Below are 18,794 nucleotides of genomic sequence, written 5' to 3'. Positions count from 1 at the left end.
TTCCTCAGTTGCCGGTCGAGTAGGTCTTGCCGCGACGATCTTCCACGATTTCGCCCTTGAAGATCCACACCTTCACACCAATGGTGCCGTAGGTGGTCTTCGCCGTGCTGATCGCGTAGTCGATGTCGGCGCGCAGCGTATGAAGGGGCACCCGGCCTTCCATGTACCCTTCCACGCGCGCGATCTCGGCGCCGCCGAGGCGGCCGCCAGCCTTCACCTTGATGCCCATCGCGCCCATCCGCATCGCGCTCTGCACCGCGCGCTTCATCGCGCGGCGGAACGAGATACGCTGCGAGAGCTGCGCCGCGATGTTGTCGGCCACCAGCTGGGCCTCGAGCTCGGGACGCTTGATCTCTTCGACGTTGATGCCGACTTCCTTGCCGGTGAGCTGCGCGAGCTCATCCCGGAGCTTGTCGACTTCCGCGCCCTTCTTGCCGATCACCACACCCGGACGACCCGTGTGGATGGTGACCACCACCTTGCCCGGCTTGCGCTCGATCGTGACATCCGAGATCGCCGCATTGTCCAGGCGCGCCTTCAGGTACTTCCGGAGCAGCGCGTCTTCCTTCAGCAGCGCCGGCATCTCCTTCTTCGCGTACCAGGTCGACCGCCAGTTCTTCGTGACGCCGAGGCGGAACCCGATCGGATTCGTCTTCTGTCCCATTACTTCACCGCCTCCGTCACCACGATCTCCACGTGGCTGGTCCGCTTGAGCATCGGAGTCGCACGGCCCATCGCGGCCGGCGTCCAACGCTTCAGCTTGGGTCCCTCGTTCACGATGGCCTTCGTGATCACCAGCGCGTCGACATCGAGCGACGTGTTGGCGGCACGGGCCGCCTGCTCCGCGTTCGCCACGGCACTGTTGAGCGTCTTCTCGATCTGCTCGGCCGCGTGCTTCTTGGAGAACTTCAGGAGAGCCAGCGCGTCATTCACGCGCTGCCCACGGATCTGGTCGATGACCAGCCGCATCTTGTAGGGCGACTGGCGCGTCGTGCGCTGAATCGCGCGCGCCTCGATGCCCGCCTTCATGGTCTTGGCCATGGCTTACTTGCCTCCCTTGCCGGCCGGCTTCTTCGCATCGGCCTTCTGGCCCGCGTGACCGCGGAACAGACGCGTCGGCGAGAACTCGCCCAGCTTGTGGCCCACCATGTTTTCCGTCACGTACACCGGGATGAACTTGTTCCCGTTGTGCACGGCGAAGGTGTGCCCGACGAACTCGGGGAGGATCGTGCTCGCCCGCGACCACGTCTTCACGACCTTCTTTTCGTTCTTGGCGTTCATCGCAACCACCTTCGCCTCGAGGCGTTCGGCGACGAACGGACCCTTCTTAATGCTTCTCGACATATCGGTTCTCGTTTCGCCTGGCGGTTACTGCGTGGCCCGGCCGCGCTTGCGGCCGCGCACGATGAGACGCTGCGACGCCTTCTTGCTGTTGCGCGTCTTGACGCCTTCCTTCTTGCCCCACGGGCTCACCACGTTCCGGCCGCCGCGCGTACGGCCACCATGCGGGTGATCCACCGGGTTCATGACTTCACCGCGCACCTTCGGGCGCTTGCCGAGCCAACGGCTCTTGCCGGCCTTGCCGTGCGACTGCAGCTCATGCTCCGAGTTGCCCACTTCGCCGATCGTCGCCATGCAGTTGCCGTGCACGAGGCGCATTTCGGTGGAGCCCATGCGCAGCGTCACGTACTCGCCTTCCTTCGCGACCACCTGGGCGAAGGCGCCGGCCGAACGGGCCATCTGGCCGCCCTTGCCGATCTTGAGCTCGATGTTGTGGACCGACGTGCCGAGCGGGACTTCCTTGAGCGGCATGGCGTTGCCGGTGCGCACGTCCGATCCCGGACCCGACACCACCGTATCGCCCTGCTTCAGTCCCTTCGGATGCAGGATGTAGCGCTTCTCGCCGTCCGCGTACTCGACCAGCGCGATGCGCGCCGAGCGGTTCGGATCGTACTCGATGTGCGCGACCGTCGCCGGCATGCCGTGCTTGTCACGCTTGAAATCGATGACGCGATACATGCGCTTGTGGCCGCCACCGATGCGACGCATCGAGATGTGGCCATGATTGTCGCGGCCGCCCGACTTCTTGAGCGGTTCCACGAGCGACTTCTCGGGCGTCGAGCGCGTGATCTCGGCGAAATCCGACACCGAGCGGAAGCGCGAGCCCTTCGAGACTGGCTTGAACTGACGGATACCCATGCGACTCAGCCCTCGAAGATCGCGATGGTGTCGCCGTCACGCAGCTTCACGATCGCCTTCTTGGTGTGGGGACGGCGACCGATCGACTGGCCAACGCGACGCGCCTTGCCGCGCGCGTTCGACGTCCAGACGCCGGTGACCTTCACGCCGAAGAGGCGCTCAATGGCCTCCTTGATGGCGTACTTGGTGGCGTCGGGCGCCACCTCGAACGTGTATTCGCCGCGATCCTGATAGGCCGCCGACGTGCGCTCCGTGATGATCGGGCGCATGATGGTGCGATGCAGCGTGGCCATGCTTAGCCCTCCGCCGTGGTGGAGGTGAGCGCGCTCGCCTCGATCACCACCACATCCGACCAGAGGATGTGATAGGTGCTGGCGTCGCTGAACGGCATGACGTGCGCGCGGCCAAGGTTGCGGGCGCTCAGGTACACGTTCGGCTTCACGCCGTCCGTGAGGAGCAGCACCTTCTTGTCGGCCACGCCGAGCTTCGCGAGCAGGTCGGTCATCGTCTTCGTCTTCGGCGCGCTGTAGTTGAGCGCATCGACGAGGATCACCGCCCCTTCACGGGCCCGGGCATTCATCGCGCTCTTGCGCGCGAGCGCCCGCACCTGCTTCGGCACGATCTGCGTGTAGGAACGCGGCTGCGGACCGAACACGGTACCACCGCCCGGCCAGTTCGGCGCGCGCGTCGAGCCCTGACGGGCGCGACCGGTGCCCTTCTGCTTCCACGGCTTCTGGTTACCGCCGGTGACTTCACCGCGCGTCTTGGTCTTGGCCGTGCCCTGGCGACGGTTGGCGAGGAACGCCTTCACCGCCTGGTGCATGACCGGCACGTTGACGATCCCGTCAAACGTGCCCTCGGGGAGCTGGCGCGTGCCGCCCTGCTTCCCCTGCGCCGAGTACACCGGCGCCTCGAAGGTCTTGGATTCCGCCATCATGATCAGCCCTGCTTCCGCACGAAGACGATGCCGTTGGTCGGCCCCGCCACGCTACCGCGCAGATAAATGAGGTTGCGCTCGGCATCCACCTTCTCGACGCGGATGCTGAGAGACGTGTGCTGCGCCGCGCCGTAGTGGCCGGGCATCTTCTTGCCCTTGATGACGCGCGACGGGTCCGTACCCGCGCCGATCGAGCCGGGCTTGCGGTGCTTGGTGTTACCGTGGGTGTTCGGGCCGCCGCCGAAGCCGTGGCGCTTCACGACACCCTGGAAGCCGCGGCCCTTGGACGTGCCCGTCACCTTCACGCGCTCACCGGGCGTGAAGATCTCGACGGTGATCGCGTCGCCCACGTTGTACGCGGGGATCGCGGCGTCCTTGCCCGGCGCGTCGTCGAGGCGGAAGCTCTTGAGCACGGCCGGCGGCGCCTGCAGCCCCGCCTTCGCCGCATGTCCGACTTCCGCCTTGGTCGCGCGACGGCCCTTCGGCGTGCGCTCCCCCTTCTTGTTGGGCCGCGCCACTCGCTGGGCCCCGTATCCGAGCTCCACCGAGGCAAAGCCCGCCTGATCCACCGTCATCACCTTGGTGACGGGGTTCGGCGTGGCCTCCACCACGGTGCAGGGCACTTGCTGCCCCTGCTCGTTGAACAGCTGGGTCATGCCCAGCTTCTTGCCGATGATGCCGATCATGAAATGACTCACTCCGTACGAGTCGCGGAAAGCCCGAATGGCTTTGCCGTTGGACTGTGGATGACACCGCCCTGTGCAGTGCCATCTGTACCGGCGCAGTCCTCAGCGCCGTCCTGCCCCGGGATCATCCCGCTCTGGGATGCCCCGGTCTGAACTATTCGACCTTGATCTCGACGTCCACGCCAGCGGGCAGATCGAGCTTCGTCAGCGCGTCCACCGTACCGGCACGCGAATCGAGGATATCGATCACGCGCTTGTGCGTCTTCAGTTCGAACTGCTCGCGGGACTTCTTGTCCACGTGCGGCGAGCGCAGGACCGTCCAGCGCTGCGTCTTCGTGGGCAGCGGGATCGGGCCCGACACCGACGCGCCGGTCTTCTCGGCGGTGCGGACAATGTCCGCCGACGCCTGGTCGATCACAGCGTGGTCGAAGGCCTTGAGGCGAATGCGAATGCGGCCAGCCATCTGGGTTCCGGAAAAGGAACTGATCAGTGTTGTGTTTCGGGTTTTTGGTGATGGGTGGTGGGTGACCCATCACCCATCACCAAAAACCCGCAACCCAATACCGATCGGTTCGCTGTTGTTAAGCGAGGATCTTGGTAACGACGCCCGCGCCCACCGTGCGCCCACCCTCACGGATGGCGAAGCGCAGCTGCTCTTCCATGGCGATCGGGATGATGAGGTCGATCGTCATCGTCACGTTGTCGCCCGGCATCACCATCTCCATCCCCTCGGGGAGCTCGATGTTGCCCGTCACGTCCGTCGTGCGGAAGTAGAACTGCGGGCGGTAGCCCTTGAAGAACGGCGTGTGGCGGCCACCCTCTTCCTTCGTGAGGACGTAGACCTCGGCCGTGAACTTCGTGTGCGGCTTGATCGAGTTCGGCTTGGCGAGCACCATGCCGCGCTCGATTTCCTTCTTGTCCACGCCGCGGAGGAGGAGACCGACGTTGTCACCGGCCTGGCCTTCGTCCAGCAGCTTGCGGAACATTTCGACGCCCGTCACGACCGACTTCTTCTCGGCGCCGTAGCCGACGAGCTGCACTTCCTCGCCGACCTTGATGATGCCGCGCTCGATACGGCCCGTCGCCACCGTGCCACGACCCGTGATCGAGAACACGTCTTCGACCGGGAGGAGGAACGGCTTGTCCGTCTCGCGGATCGGCTCGGGGATGTACGTGTCGAGGGCGTCGTACAGCTTCTGGAACTCGGCCACCCACTTCGGGTCGCCGTTGATCGCGTTGATGGCCGAGCCACGGATCACCGGGGCGTCGTCACCGTCGTAGTCGTACTTCGAGAGCAGCTCGCGGACTTCGAGCTCGACGAGGTCGAGGAGCTCTTCGTCTTCCACGAGGTCGCACTTGTTGAGGAACACGACGACCTTCGGCACGTTCACCTGGCGCGCCAGGAGGATGTGCTCGCGCGTCTGCGGCATCGGGCCGTCCACGGCCGACACCACGAGAATGGCGCCGTCCATCTGCGCCGCGCCGGTGATCATGTTCTTCACGTAGTCCGCGTGGCCCGGGCAGTCGACGTGCGCGTAGTGACGCGCTTCCGTCTCGTACTCAACGTGCGACGTGGCAATCGTGAGGATCTTCGTCGAGTCACGGCGACCCTGCGACTCCGACGCCTTCGCGACTTCGTCGTACGCGACGTACTTCGTGCCGTAGCCCTTGTCCGACGAGATCTTCGTCAGCGCCGCCGTCGTGGTCGTCTTGCCGTGGTCGACGTGGCCGATCGTCCCGACGTTCACGTGCGGCTTGTTCCGCTCGAACTTTGCCTTGCCCATGGTTCGTATCTGTGCTTGGGGGTGAATACCGGGAAGGCTTACGCCTTCACCTTGCTGATGATCTCTTCGGCCTTCGACTTCGGCACTTCCTCGTAGTGCGAAAACTCCATCGAGTAGACCGCACGCCCCTGCGACATGCTGCGCAGGCGCGTCGAGTAGCCGAACATCTCGGCCAGCGGCACCGTGGCCGAGATGACCTGCGCCTCGCCACGCTGCGTCATGCCGCCGATCTTGCCGCGACGCGAGGAGAGGTCGCCGAGGACGTCGCCCATGTACGCTTCCGGGCTCACGACCTCGACCTTCATGACCGGCTCCAGCAGGCAGGGGCTGGCCGCCTTGGCCGCCTCCTTGAATGCCATCGAGCCGGCGATCTTGAACGCCATTTCCGACGAGTCGACTTCGTGGTAGGACCCGAAGACGAGCTGCACCTTCACATCGACCACCGGGTAGCCGGCCAGGACGCCCGTCTCGAGCGCTTCCTTGATGCCCTGCTCCACCGGACCGATGTACTCACGCGGAATGACACCACCCACGATCTTGTCTTCGAACACGTAGCCCTGGCCCTGTTCGGACGGCTCCATGTTGATGACGACGTGGCCGAACTGACCCTTACCGCCCGACTGGCGGATGAACTTCCCTTCGACCTTCTCGACGCGCTTCTTGATCGTCTCGCGATAGGCCACCTGCGGGCGGCCCACGTTCGCATCGACCTTGAATTCGCGCATCATGCGGTCGACGATGATCTCGAGGTGCAGCTCGCCCATACCGGCGATGATCGTCTGCCCCGTCTCGGCGTCGGAACGCACGCGGAACGTCGGATCTTCTTCGGCGAGCTTCTGCAGCGCGATGGCGAGCTTGTCCTGGTCGGCCTTCGTCTTCGGCTCAATGGCGACGTCGATGACGGGCGCCGGGAACTTCATCGCCTCGAGGATGATCGGATTGTCTTCCGTGCAGAGCGTGTCGCCCGTGCGCGTGTCCTTGAGGCCGATGGCGGCGGCGATGTCGCCGGCGCGCACTTCCTCGATCTCCTCGCGCTTGTTGGCGTGCATCTGCAGCAGACGCCCCACGCGCTCACGCTTGTCCTTCGTGCTGTTGTACACGTAGCTGCCCGACTGCAGCACACCCGAGTACACGCGGAAGAAGGTCAGCTTTCCGACGAACGGGTCGGTCGCGATCTTGAACGCCAGCGCGGCAAACGGCGCTTCGTCCTTGATCGGCGCTTCGACGAACGTTTCGTCGTGATGCGGCAGGTGGCCCTGGATGGCGGGGACGTCGACCGGCGCCGGGAGGTAATCGATCACGGCGTCGAGCAGCGCCTGCACACCCTTGTTCTTGAACGACGCGCCGCAGAGCACCGGCACGAATTCCATCGCGATCGTCGCCTTGCGGATCGCCGAGCGGATTTCGTCCATCGAGAGCTCTTCGCCCGCCAGGTACTTCTCCATCAGCACTTCGTCGTGCTCCACCGCGGCCTCGATGGCCTCGTGGCGCGCGAGCTCGCAGGCGTCCTTGAACTCAGCCGGCACATCGACCACCGAGAACGTCTTGCCCATCGTCTCGTCGTGGAAGATGTACTGCTTGCGCTCGAGCACGTCGATGTGGCCGGTGAACGTCTCACCCGATCCCACAGGCAGCTGGAGCGCGAAGGCGCGCTTCGTCAGCCGGTCCTTGATCATGGCGAGGCAGCGCTCGAAGTTCGCGCCCACACGGTCCATCTTGTTCGAGAAGATCATGCGCGGCACGCGGTAGCGGTCGGCCTGACGCCACACCGTTTCCGTCTGCGGCTCCACACCGGCCACCGAGTCGAGCAGCGTCACTGCGCCGTCGAGCACGCGCAGCGAGCGTTCCACTTCGACCGTGAAGTCGACGTGGCCCGGGGTGTCGATGATGTTGATGCGGAATTCCGGCCCGCTGCCCTTCTCATGCGACTGACCGTGGCGCATCCAGAAGCACGTGGTCGCGGCCGACGTGATCGTGATGCCACGCTCCTGCTCCTGCTCCATCCAGTCCATCGTGGCGGCGCCATCGTGGACTTCACCAATCTTGTGCGACTTCCCCGTGTAATAGAGGATGCGCTCCGTGGTGGTCGTCTTGCCGGCATCGATGTGGGCCATGATGCCGATATTGCGATAGTGCTCGAGCGGGGTCGTACGCGGCATAGTTCCGATGCAGCGCCGCCGAAGCGGACGCAGGTAATGAACGAAAGTGAACCAGCAAAAAAACGGGTGGACCTGACCCCCCGCGGTGATGCGGGAGCGGTATCCATCCGCTGTCGCCGGGTACGCTCGCCGCTGCTGCACGAGTGGGGACCCTGGCGCGCCGTTTCCAGAGAACTGCGGACTCCAGACACGACGTCGAATTGGCTGCGTTGCTTGTCGGGAGCGACCCCTCATCGCGAGGCGTTGCCGGTACAGCGTGTTCCCTCCGGAGAGAGAACGCCCCACTGCCTGCGCAGTGGCCCATAGGAGTCGGCCGCAGCAGGCCGACGATGCACCGAATGAGCTGGCGCCCATTCGCCCGCATGCCCCTGAAGAACGTGGGCATTTTGCGGGAGACCCCTAACATCGCCGAGCCAGGCGGTGAAGTCAACCAGGCGTCGTATCGAGATTTAGACAATTGCGCCCAGGCCCCGACCGGATGGGACCGTGCCCCGGTTCACTCCACCCCCGTTGCATCACCGGCGCCACACCCTGTCTCGGCCGCGCGGCACCCCGCGTCAGGGCCAGAATCGTCACGAGCCGCCCCGTCCGTCGGGATCTGTGCCAACGAGCTCATCCGTGGAATTCTATCAAGTTATTGTTTTGCTTGGACTTGCCGATATTCAGCAAGGCCGGACTCGTCCGTAACCTGTGACGCGTCGTCACAGTCGAGCTCGGCATTGGTACAACTGATGCGGAATGGGGGTAGCAACAGCCGGGTCCGTTTTCCCCGGGCCCCCGCTACCTTGCGTGTCCCATGAGGTTCGTATGAAGTACACCACCGCGCTCGCCATCGTCGCCCTCCTGCCGTCCGCCCTCCTCGCCCAGGCCGGGCAGGTCGTCGGAACGAGCGGCGTCGCATCCGTCGGCAATACCACCAACTGGCAGCCCGACCAGCAGTTCGGTGGCTTCGCGCAGGTCACGACCGACAAGCCCTGCGGCCTCGCCGCATCGGGCGCCTGCTCGGGCGGCTATGGGAGCGTGGGAAGCGCCTCCCTCAAGCTGTCGTTGCAGGGCAATAACGCGGTCGGTGGCACGCCGGAATGGGCCTTCTATTATCGATGGGCCGGCGGTGACAACAGCGCGATGCGCTACGCGGCCTCGTTCGGCTCGATCAGCCAGATGAGCGAGCTCTCGTTTGACTGGTTCCGCCAGGACATGGGCAACTCGCTGTACACCGGCCTGACCGCCGACTGGGCGGACAAGACGCCCGTGCTGCGACTCCGCCTCTGGGAAGGCACCGGCGCGATTGGCGATGTAAACACCGGCTTCGAGAGCGAACTCGTCTGGGAAGGCTGGTACAACCAGTGCTCGCTGGGCCCCATCCGGACCGGCGTGGATCCCACCTCCTCCGCCTACTGCGCCGACAACAATACCCCGCTCAATACCTGGGTGCGGCAGTCGAACATGCAGGCCGATCGGTTCTGGTATCTGCGACCGCCTGGCAGCGGCACCAACAACCAGACGTTCCTCAATCAGGGCGACTGCACGTTCAACTACGTCAACCAGTGGAACGCCGCAGCCACCGGCTCAACGCTCGCGGAACTGCTTGGCACGGGCGGGCGCACCCAGTGCCTCAACGCGAACGCCAAGGTGCTCGGGGTCGCCGTCGGCGTCGGCAACAATTGGCCGCACGCCTACACCGGCTACGTCGACAACATTCGCCTGGGCTTCAACAACCAGCGCGTTCTTGACGCCAACTTCGACTTCGTCCCCGGCACCACGGTCCCCGAGCCCTCCACCTGGGCCCTCATGGGCGCCGGTCTGGTCGCCCTCGGCGTCGCCGCCCGCCGCCGGAAGCCCAAGGCGTAACCCGCTACCCAGCGCCGGCGACTGCCGCCGGTTCTGCTCCGCGCGCCATATTCACCGGGCGGCCCGTTCTGAAACGGGCCGCCCGGTTGCGTTCTCGGGGTGGTGGGGTCGGAACACCATCGCCGTGCCGGCGCGGTAACGGATTCGGGCTCATCCGTGACCGCGCTTTTCAATCGGTCGTCGTTCTCCGTGAGCGTGGGAGCCGCCCGCATGACAGTGGCGACTCCTCGCACACCCTCCGGGGTCCCTCTCTGGGCCCCCACGGTCGCCGCTACCCCACGTCTCATGTCTGCCGACACCCACAAGGTCGCCCTCGTCATCGGTACGCGCCCGGAAGCCATCAAGATGGCGCCCGTGTACGCGGCCCTCCGCGACCATCCGCATCTCGAGCCGCTGGTCATCGCCACGACGCAGCACCGCGAGATGCTCAAGCAGGCGCTCGATGTCTTTGGCATCATTCCCGACGTGGATCTGGGCCTCATGCAGAACGGCCAGAACCTCGGCGTCTTCACCTCGCGCGCGATGGCCGCACTCACCGAGTGCTATCTCGAGCAGCGCCCCGACTTCGTCCTCGTGCAGGGTGATACGTCCACCGTCACCGCGGCCGCCCTCTCGGCGTTCTATCAGGGCATTGCGATCGGCCACGTTGAGGCCGGCCTCCGCTCCTTCGACCTGTCGAGCCCGTTCCCGGAAGAAGTGAATCGCCGCATCGCCACCTGCGCGGCCAATCTGCACTTCGCGCCCACCAACGAGGCGCGCCAGAATCTCGTCTCGGAAGGCATCCCCGAGGCCGACATCTTCGTCACCGGCAACACCGTCGTCGACGCCATTCACATGGTGCCGCCGCGCGAGCGCTTCGAGACGCCCGCGCTCAATGGCATCGACTGGAGTGAACGCCGCGTCCTGCTGACCACGGTGCATCGCCGCGAATCACTCGGTGAACATCTCGAGGCGATCTGCGATGCGCTCGAGTCGATCGTGCGCCTGCACTACGATGTCGAGATCGTCTTCCCGGTCCATCTCAATCCGCGCGTGCGCGAAGTGGTGTACCGCCGCCTCGGGCAGGCGCCCCGCATTCACCTGCTCGATCCGCTGCCGTACCCCGATCTCCTCGAGATCATGCGTCGCTGCTACCTCGTGCTCTCCGATTCGGGGGGCATTCAGGAAGAGTGTCCGTCGTTCCGCAAACCCATCCTCATTCTGCGCGACACGACCGAACGTCCCGAGGTGGTGCAGTCGGGCTTTGGCGAACTGGTGGGCACCGAAGCCACGCGCATCCTGTCGCGCACCTCGGCCCTGCTCGGCGATCGCCATCTCTATCTGCAGCGCGCGAGCGGCAAGAATCCGTTCGGCGACGGTCGCGCGTCGCAGCGTATCGCCGAGGTGATCGAAATGCACCTGCGGCATCCGACGGAACGCAAGCACCCGCGCCGTCTGGATCACGATCAGGTGGCGGCCGCGCTGGAGCGTCTGTCGCTTGCCAGCTGACCCGAGGCCTCCGATGCGGTTCCTGGCCGGTGTCGCTCCCCGGTACGTTCCCCGCGCCATCCTGGCGCTGTCGGTGTCGCTGTCGCTGTCGCTCGTGGCCGGACCGGCGCCTGCCTCAGCGCAGGCGCCACTGGCCGGCGGTCTGCCCGGCAGCTGGGTCGAAGCCAACGTCTTCTCGCAGGCCGTGTCCAATCGCTTCGGCGACTGGTCGGGGCTCTACGTGCGTGGCGTGCGCGCCGGCGCCACGCGTACGCTCTACGGCGAAGTGCTCGCGCTCGACGCCTTCAGCGATCGCGGCCTGCAGGTCGGCGCGACCGTCCGTCAGGACTGGAAGACGCGGGTCTTTGCCGTGCTGGGGGCCAACCTTGGCGATGGTGCCCCGATTCTGCCCAAGGGGCGCGTCGATGGCGTGCTCGGCGTGCGCTTTGGCGCGCGCCGCGAGTGGCAGGCCACGGCCGGCGGCTCGTATGTGAAGAGCACCACCGAACTGTTCGACCGGGCAGCCACGGCCTCGCTCGCGTGGTATGCGCCCAAGGCACTGCTGCTCGAAACGGGCGTACGGCTCAACTCCAGCAACCCCGGTGACATCCAGTCGCACCGCGTCTTCGGCGTGGCCGTGTTCACGCCGTCACCGCGCCGCAGTCTGTCCGCGCGCGCCATCGGTGGCACCGAAGGGTGGCAGATCGTGAGCGCGGCCACGACACTCCGCAAATTCAGCAGTGAAGAGTTCTCGCTCGCCTGGCGGGAGAAGCTCACGACGCACTGGGCACTCAGCCTACAGGGCGATGCGTATCGCAATCCGTTTTACACCCGCCGCGGAGTGACGCTCGGTGTCGCGCGTTACTGGTAAGCCCTCCCGGCGTATCGACGCCCTCCGCGACCGCGGCTTCCGCGGCGGCCGCATCGCGCCTCATCGCGCGATGATCGGCCTCGAAGTGTCGTGGACACTGGCCATCGATCTGCTCGTCCTGCCACTGATGTTCTCGGTGGCGATGTTCGCGCTGCTCGAGCCGCTGATGGCCGCCTGGCGCAGCTTCTTCGAACTCGTCGCCGGCCCGCTGGGGCTGCCGCACGCCATCGGAACGCGCGTCTTCGAGATCGGCCCGCTCGCGGTGCCGATCCCCTACTTCATGACGCCCGGCTTCTGGCCGGAGCCGCGCGATCTGCAGACGGGCTGGCTCTTCACCGGGGTACTCGCCGGCGTCGGCATGCTGCTGCGCGGGCGCATGCTGCCGGTGGGCTACTTCCTGCGCGCCGTCGCCGTGATTCAGGTCTCGGCGCAGCTCTGGTTCTGGCTTGCCCCGCCGCCGCTCATTTACACGCTCCCTGACTATGCATCGGGGCTGCTCGTCTGCGGCGTGATCATTCTGCTGTTGGCGCCGTTCCTCGTGGCCTTCACGTTCCACATCTTCGACTTCGTGCTTTGGCAGAAGTTGATGATGGCCACGTTGCTGCTCGCGCATCTGTCAGTGCTGCTGCCGCTCCAGACGGCCGTGCATGTGTGGATCATCCACCGCGGCTCGTTCCTCACGCTGCCGGTGCTGTTCTTCCTCTTTGGGCCGCTGCTCGACGTGTTCGTGTACGTCGCGCTCTACGGCTGGGGGATGAGCTGGCGCTCGGGTGGCGTGCTCGACGCCGTCGATCGCCGTCCGCCCACACCCGTACAGAAGTACCCGGCGGATCGTCCGCGCCCCACGCCCACGCCGCGGTCCACGGCCGCGGTGCCGGGCCCGCCAAGCTTCAGCGCGTTGCGCGCCTGGCCGCTGGGGCTCGTCTGGCGCCGGCTCTTCCCTGATCGCACGGGGGGCGGCTGATGTTCGCCTTCGCCGAGCCCACGACGCTGATCGTGCTGTGCAATATCGGGCTGTGGTTCTGCGTGGCCGTGCTCGCGGTGTACACCGCGCGTCACTACTTCTTCACGCTCAATCGCCTCTTCGGGCGGCATCGCCAGCCGTTCGTGGACGTGCTGCAGGCCGACTGGCCTACGCTCACGGTGTTCGTCCCGGCGCACAACGAGGAGCGCGTGATCCGCGACTCGCTCGACGCGCTGCTCACCTGCGATTATCCCGAAGACCGGCTCAAGATCGTGCCGGTGGACGATCGGTCGCAGGACGGCACGCGCGACATCCTGCGCGAGTACGCCGAGAACTATCCGGGGCGCGTCGTCCCGTTCCTGCGCGATGAGGGGATCCCCGGGAAAGCGGCGGCGCTGGCCGATGCGATGGCGCTGCACAACGAGGAGATCTTCCTCGTCTTTGACGCCGACTACATCCCCGGCCCGCGGCTCCTCAAGCAGCTCGTCTCGCCGTTCTTCGACCCGGAAGTCGGCGCCGTCATGGGGCGCGTGGTGCCACTCAACGTGGGCCACTCCCTGCTCACGCGCCTGCTCGATCTCGAGCGCGCGGGCGGCTATCAGGTAGACCAGCAGGCGCGCATGAACCTGCGGCTGGTGCCGCAGTATGGCGGCACCGTTGGTGGGGTGCGACGGACGGCGCTCGAGAATGTCGGCGGCTGGCGGGTGGACTCGCTGGCCGAAGACACCGACCTCACGGTGCGGCTGGTGATCAATGGCTGGGATGTGGTCTACCAGAACCGCTCCGAGTGCTACGAAGAGGTACCGGAATCGTGGGAATCGCGCATCCGGCAGATCAAGCGCTGGGCGAAGGGACACAATCAGGCGCTGCGTCGCTACTTCGCGGCGTTGCTGCGCAACAAGACGCGGCTCCCCTTCTGGCAGGTGCTCGACGGTGCCCTGCTGCTGGGCGTGTTCGTGGTGCCGCTCGTGCTGCTGCTCGGATGGATCTGCACCATCGTGCTCTTCTTCACGGGCTACCCGCCGCAGTGGGGGCGCGTCACGATCCTCATGATCTCCTCGTTCAATACCGTCGGCAATTTCGCCGCATTCTTCCAGGTGGCCGCGGCCAGCCGCCTCGACGGCTCACGCGAGCGCATCCGCATGCTCCCGTTCATGTTCCTCGGCTTCCTCGTCTCCACCTTCTCGGTGGCGCGCGCCTCGCTCTCGCGGGCGAGCTGGATGCAAGGGCGGCCCGTGCAGTGGCAGAAGACCGAACGGCATCGTGATGCGCGCAAGAAGTCCGACGGCAGCACGGGATCCGGCCCCGGATCCGCGACGGGAGCGCGTTCATGACCCCCATCGCCGCCTTTGCCCTGCTCCTCTCGGCGCTGCTGGTATGGCTTGCCATTCCGCTGCTGCCGGCGTTTCTGGAGCTCCTGTGGCCGCGTGATGCCCAGCCGCTCAATGCGGTCGGCAACGATGCGGGCAACCTGACATACTTCGCCGAATCGTTCACCGCGCGCGCGAACCGTGAAGGGCTGCTCGGGACGATGGTCCCGCCGCGCCTCACCGATGGCTCCACGGTCATCGCGCATTCGCAGGCACAGCCTCTCGCGAAGAAGAACGTGAAGGATCTGGTCGTGCTGATGGACACCGAACCGGTGCCCGCGGGAACGGAGTTCGCGAGTGAATGCCTCGCGCGTCTCACGCTGCGCGGCAGCGAGCGAGTCACCTACCGGGCGCTCTTGGGCCAGCGCGACATCCTGCTCGGCGCACGGTCGACCGTGCTGCGCTGGGTCCATGCCCGCGGTCGTCTCGAAGTCGCCGACGGGTGCTCGCTGCTCGGTCGCGCCACGGCCGATCGGTCGATCGTGCTGGCCCCGAACGTGGCGTTCGAGCGGCTTGAAAGCGATGTGGTGCGTGTGAGTGGGCAGGAAGCGGTCGAAACGCCGGTGCTGCCGACGGGCGCCTACGAGATGTTCATTCCGAAGAAGGCGACCTCGCTCGGGACGCACTACTGGCGCACGAACGAGAATCTGCTGGTGCCGGCGGGCGCGGCGCTGATCGGCTCGGTGATCTCAACCGCCGCGATCGTGGTCGATCAGGGCGCGCGTGTCACCGGCTCCCTCAAGGCGCATGGCGATCTCCGCATCTGTGCCGGCGCGGTGGTGGTGGGCTCGATCGCGGCCCGCGGCCGCATCACGATCGAACGGGGCGCCAAGGTGAGTGGGCCGCTCATCTCGGAGACGGCGGTGGTTGTGGAGAGCGCGATCATCGGCGGCCCGGGCAAGCGGACGACCATTACGGCCCCGATCATTCGCCTCTATCCCGGCGCGACGGTGTACGGCGCGGTGATGGCGGGCGAGGATGGATTGACGCTGGCGTGAGTTCGTTGGAACCGATTACACAGAGAAAAGGGGAAAAAGAGAAATGGATTTCTCATTTTCTCCTTTTCTCTGCGTGATCGGTTCAGAAACGACAAAGCCCCGGAGAATCTCCGGGGCTTTGTGATTGGACCGACTCGCGCTTACCAGCGGTAGTGCGCGAAGGCCTTGTTGGCCTCGGCCATGCGATGCGTGTCTTCCTTCTTCTTGATCGCATTGCCTTCGCCACGCGAGGCGGCGAGCACTTCGGCGGCCAGCTTTTCCGGCATGCTCTTCTCGTTGCGCTCACGCGAGTACGAGATGAGCCAGCGCATGGCCAGGGCGGTGCGACGATCCTGACGGACTTCGACCGGGACCTGGTAGGTGGCACCGCCGACGCGGCGGCTCTTCACTTCAACAACCGGCTTGAGGTTGTTGAGGGCCTGCTTGAACACGGCCACGCCCGGCTGGCTCGTCTTGTTCTCGACGATGTCCATGGCGCTGTAGAAGATCCCTTCGGCAGTGTTCTTCTTGCCCTGGATCATCAGGTTGTTGATGAACTTCGAGACAGTCTGGCTGTCATAGCGCGCGTCAGGCAACACGACGCGCTTCACGGCACTCTTGCGGCGGCTCACTTCTTCTTCCCTCCGGCGGCGGGCGCAGCGCCCTTCTTGGGACGCTTGGTGCCGTACTTCGACCGGCTCTGGTTACGTCCGTTCACGCCCGATGCGTCGAGCGTGCCGCGAACGATGTGGTAACGGACACCCGGGAGGTCCTTCACACGGCCGCCGCGCACGAGCACGATGGAGTGTTCCTGAAGGTTGTGGCCTTCGCCGGGGATGTAGGCCGTGACTTCGAGCTGGTTCGTCAGACGAACACGCGCAACCTTGCGCAGCGCCGAATTCGGCTTCTTGGGCGTCGTGGTGTAGACGCGGGTGCACACGCCACGCTTGAACGGATTGCTCTTGAGCGCGGGCGCCTTGGACTTCTCCACCACGTCCTTACGGGCGCGGCGGACCAGCTGGTTGATCGTAGGCATTCGGTTGTGGTTGCCCACGGCCCAGGGGCCGCAGGACGTTCGAACTCCGACCTCTACGTGGATCGCCTTCGAGATGCGGCTACGGAGGCGGCACGGAACGGAATCCGAAGCTTAGTCGAGGGGAGGGGGCTGGGTCAACCCGAGTGGCGGTGCCGAGTCCGAATTCGACCCAAAACCCAGAACCAAAAACCCGAGACCGAAAACTGATCAGTTTGGGGTCTCGGGTTTTTGGTTCTGGGTTCTGGGTTGGGTTCCCGGTTTAATACCCCCGTCCGCAACCCCAACACCCTCGCCGGGGTCTTACCCCTCTAAGAGGGGGGATTAACGGCGCCGGGCTGGCGACGTCCGCCCTTGGAGACGCGCCCGTCACCGGCTACCGCCGGGACGTGTCGGGCGTCTGACCCATGCCCGCGCCTGTGGCGCGGCTGTATCTTCGCGATGACGGCAACCTTCGGATACCACGTGAGCGATTTTCAGGACCGGCTGCAGGCAGCCCTGGGCGGCGACTACCACCTCGAGCGCGAACTCGACGGGGCGGGCATGTCGCGGGTCTTTGTGGCGCGTGAGCAGGCCCTGCGGCGCACCGTGGTCATCAAGGTGCTGCCCCCCGACCTCGCGGCCGGCGTCAACGTCGAGCGCTTTCGGCGCGAGATCCAGCTTGCCGCGCAGCTGCAGCACCCGCATATCGTGCCGCTCCTCGCCGCTGGCGAGGACGATGGCCTGCTCTGGTTCTCGATGCCCTTCATCGAAGGGCAGTCGTTGCGGCAGGCGCTCGCCGAGCGCGGCAAACTCTCGGCGCGCGACGTCGTCCGCATCCTGCACGACGTAGTCGACGCACTCGCCTACGCGCACGCCCGCGGCATCGTCCATCGCGACATCAAGCCGGGCAATATCCTCACGCAGGGGATGCACGCGCTCGTCACGGACTTCGGTGTCGCCAAGGCGCTCTCTGAGGCCATTCCGCTGCCCCTGCACGGGGGCACGACCAGCGGCATGGCGATCGGGACGCCGGCGTACATGGCGCCGGAGCAGCTGGCCGCTGATCCCGCCGCTGATCATCGCGTCGATATCTACGCGGTCGGGTTGCTCGCGTACGAGTTGCTGACCGGCAAGAGCCCCTTCAGCGGCAACTCGCCACAGGCGACGCTCGCCGCACAGCTCACCTACGTGCCGCCGGCGCCGCACACACTCTCGAGTGACATTCCGCCGGCGTTGTCGGCGATCATCATGCGCTGCCTCGAGAAGCAGGCGAGCAAGCGTCATGACACCGCCGCCGCGCTGCTGGCCGATCTCGAGGCGATGCCGCCCGTCAGCGGCGGCCTGCCGGTGCGGAGCCCCTCGGGCGGACGCCGCACGAGAGCGCTCGTCGCGGGCGCCGCCGTAGTCGCCGCAGCGGCGTGGGCGCTCACGAGCCGCCTCCCGAGTGGCTCGGAGACGCCCACCGGCGCCGATACGCTCGACGCTCGCGATGCCGGTCCGGGTGGCGCCCGTCAGAAGGTCGCTGTGGTGCGCACCCCGGGCATGCGCGACGCCGACTCGATCCGAATTGTGTCCGAAACGATCCCCGTCTTCCGCGAAGTGGGCGACGGGCTCGCCGGAACGACCGTCCCCCTCGTGATGACCCACGCGGAATCGCTGGCGATCGCCGAGGCGGTGCTCAGGCGGCAGCAGGTGCAAAAGACCGAACAGGCCGCCGGTGGCGCCGAGCCGAAGCCGGCCGGCGCCGCCGCCGCGAGTGCCGCGGGGGCGAAGGTGTTCGTGCATGCGCCCGACGGCGGACTGACCGAAGTGAATCGCGAACAGATCGTCGCCGAGGTGTCGCGCATCTTCACCGACTCCATGGCCAACGCGATCAAGGAAATGCAGGCCGCCCTCGCCAAGGCGCCGCGCATCGTGCGTTTCGGGCCGCCGGGGAGTGATCCCAACCAGCCGGGCATGCCGCCGGTCCCCGGCATGCCTCCCGGCAGCACCGGCCCCACGGGGAACGTGCGCTCGTTCACCCTCACCATGGCACCGCCCTCCGACGGGCGACTGCGCATCGTGGTGCTCCCCTACCAGAACACCACCGGCAAGCGCGAGTACATGGGCGCGACGCGCGAAGTCGCGAACATGCTCCGCGCGTCGATCCCCGCCGACAAGTACGAGGTGATCACCGACTCCACCGACCGCGGCTCACGCTCGGCCCCCGATCGCATGTCGATGGGGTGGACGATGCGGGCGGACTACATGCTTACCGGCATGATCACCACGCGCCAGGATTCGATGGTGTATCTCACGCAGCTCATCGACGTGCGTACCGGCCGCTTCACCCGCGTCTCTGAAGTGGCCGCGCCGCTCACCGACATGAAGCGCGCCTTCGACCCCACCAAGGCGCAGGTGGCGGCGTGGCTGGATACGGCGTCGGCGATCGCGGCGCGGCGGAGGGGCGGGCAGCCTGGAGATCGACGGTAAGGCTGAATGTTTGTGGTTGCCTTGAGAGGCGAGAAGCGAGTG

The 18,794-nt window shown here is 66.0% G+C and carries 19 protein-coding genes; 7 read left to right on the top strand and 12 right to left on the bottom strand.

The window, feature by feature from the left end; genetic code table 11:
• Positions 1–4: 4 nt before the first annotated feature.
• From rpsC to fusA, 10 genes are all read right to left on the bottom strand, one after another.
• On the bottom strand, positions 5–664 hold the full coding sequence (rpsC, locus tag K2R93_03455) for a 30S ribosomal protein S3 (protein ID MBY0488876.1): 660 nt from the start codon (positions 662–664) through the stop codon (positions 5–7).
• The gene (rplV, locus tag K2R93_03450) at positions 664–1,029 is read right to left on the bottom strand and encodes a 50S ribosomal protein L22 (GenBank protein ID MBY0488875.1); all 366 of its coding nucleotides are present in this window, start codon (positions 1,027–1,029) and stop codon (positions 664–666) included. Before rplV ends, rpsC begins: the two co-directional genes overlap by 1 nt.
• A 15-nt stretch (positions 1,030–1,044) precedes the next feature.
• Positions 1,045–1,344, bottom strand: coding sequence for a 30S ribosomal protein S19 (rpsS, locus tag K2R93_03445; protein ID MBY0488874.1), 300 nt, complete (start codon positions 1,342–1,344; stop codon positions 1,045–1,047).
• A gap of 24 nt (positions 1,345–1,368) precedes the next feature.
• Positions 1,369–2,199: a 50S ribosomal protein L2 gene (gene rplB, locus K2R93_03440; GenBank protein MBY0488873.1), complete on the bottom strand. Its 831-nt coding sequence runs from the start codon at positions 2,197–2,199 to the stop codon at positions 1,369–1,371.
• Between the two features lie 5 nt (positions 2,200–2,204).
• A complete protein-coding gene (locus tag K2R93_03435; GenBank protein MBY0488872.1) occupies positions 2,205–2,492 on the bottom strand; it encodes a 50S ribosomal protein L23 in 288 nt (95 codons plus the stop codon).
• A 2-nt stretch (positions 2,493–2,494) separates the two neighbouring features.
• Positions 2,495–3,136, bottom strand: coding sequence for a 50S ribosomal protein L4 (rplD, locus tag K2R93_03430; protein ID MBY0488871.1), 642 nt, complete (start codon positions 3,134–3,136; stop codon positions 2,495–2,497).
• Between the two features lie 2 nt (positions 3,137–3,138).
• Positions 3,139–3,822 (bottom strand): 50S ribosomal protein L3, encoded by a 684-nt coding sequence (gene rplC, locus K2R93_03425; GenBank protein MBY0488870.1) that lies wholly within the window; start codon positions 3,820–3,822, stop codon positions 3,139–3,141.
• A gap of 154 nt (positions 3,823–3,976) precedes the next feature.
• A complete protein-coding gene (gene rpsJ, locus K2R93_03420; protein ID MBY0488869.1) occupies positions 3,977–4,285 on the bottom strand; it encodes a 30S ribosomal protein S10 in 309 nt (102 codons plus the stop codon).
• A gap of 118 nt (positions 4,286–4,403) precedes the next feature.
• Positions 4,404–5,606, bottom strand: coding sequence for an elongation factor Tu (gene tuf / locus K2R93_03415; protein MBY0488868.1), 1,203 nt, complete (start codon positions 5,604–5,606; stop codon positions 4,404–4,406).
• A 38-nt stretch (positions 5,607–5,644) separates the two neighbouring features.
• Positions 5,645–7,765: an elongation factor G gene (gene fusA, locus K2R93_03410; protein MBY0488867.1), complete on the bottom strand. Its 2,121-nt coding sequence runs from the start codon at positions 7,763–7,765 to the stop codon at positions 5,645–5,647.
• Positions 7,766–8,572: 807 nt separating this feature from the next.
• On the opposite strand from fusA, the gene K2R93_03405 reads away from it, so the two are divergent.
• From K2R93_03405 to K2R93_03380, 6 genes are all read left to right on the top strand, one after another.
• A complete protein-coding gene (locus K2R93_03405; protein MBY0488866.1) occupies positions 8,573–9,616 on the top strand; it encodes a PEP-CTERM sorting domain-containing protein in 1,044 nt (347 codons plus the stop codon).
• A 285-nt stretch (positions 9,617–9,901) separates the two neighbouring features.
• Complete coding sequence (gene wecB, locus K2R93_03400) at positions 9,902–11,104, top strand: UDP-N-acetylglucosamine 2-epimerase (non-hydrolyzing) (GenBank protein ID MBY0488865.1); 1,203 nt, start codon at positions 9,902–9,904, stop codon at positions 11,102–11,104.
• A gap of 13 nt (positions 11,105–11,117) precedes the next feature.
• Entirely contained in the window at positions 11,118–11,954 is an 837-nt protein-coding gene (locus K2R93_03395; GenBank protein MBY0488864.1) for a YaiO family outer membrane beta-barrel protein, read from the top strand.
• Positions 11,935–12,918 (top strand): hypothetical protein, encoded by a 984-nt coding sequence (locus K2R93_03390; protein MBY0488863.1) that lies wholly within the window; start codon positions 11,935–11,937, stop codon positions 12,916–12,918. The genes K2R93_03395 and K2R93_03390 overlap by 20 nt, the downstream gene beginning before the upstream one ends.
• Complete coding sequence (locus K2R93_03385; protein ID MBY0488862.1) at positions 12,918–14,252, top strand: glycosyltransferase family 2 protein; 1,335 nt, start codon at positions 12,918–12,920, stop codon at positions 14,250–14,252. The genes K2R93_03390 and K2R93_03385 overlap by 1 nt, the downstream gene beginning before the upstream one ends.
• Positions 14,249–15,286 (top strand): polymer-forming cytoskeletal protein, encoded by a 1,038-nt coding sequence (locus K2R93_03380; protein ID MBY0488861.1) that lies wholly within the window; start codon positions 14,249–14,251, stop codon positions 15,284–15,286. Before K2R93_03385 ends, K2R93_03380 begins: the two co-directional genes overlap by 4 nt.
• 140 nt (positions 15,287–15,426) lie before the next feature.
• Here the strand turns inward: K2R93_03380 and rpsG are convergent, their stop codons facing one another.
• Positions 15,427–15,897 carry a 30S ribosomal protein S7 gene (rpsG, locus tag K2R93_03375; protein MBY0488860.1) on the bottom strand — a complete coding sequence of 157 codons (471 nt, stop codon included), beginning with the start codon at positions 15,895–15,897 and terminating at the stop codon, positions 15,427–15,429.
• A complete protein-coding gene (gene rpsL / locus K2R93_03370; protein MBY0488859.1) occupies positions 15,894–16,301 on the bottom strand; it encodes a 30S ribosomal protein S12 in 408 nt (135 codons plus the stop codon). The genes rpsG and rpsL overlap by 4 nt, the downstream gene beginning before the upstream one ends.
• A gap of 438 nt (positions 16,302–16,739) precedes the next feature.
• Between rpsL and K2R93_03365 the strand changes: the two genes are divergently transcribed.
• Complete coding sequence (locus K2R93_03365; GenBank protein ID MBY0488858.1) at positions 16,740–18,752, top strand: serine/threonine protein kinase; 2,013 nt, start codon at positions 16,740–16,742, stop codon at positions 18,750–18,752.
• Positions 18,753–18,794: the final 42 nt, after the last annotated feature.

This window comes from Gemmatimonadaceae bacterium, from assembly GCA_019752115.1.
In the GTDB taxonomy this organism is placed as follows: Bacteria; Gemmatimonadota; Gemmatimonadetes; order Gemmatimonadales; family Gemmatimonadaceae; genus Gemmatimonas.
This window is presented reverse-complemented; position numbering and strand designations above follow the sequence as displayed.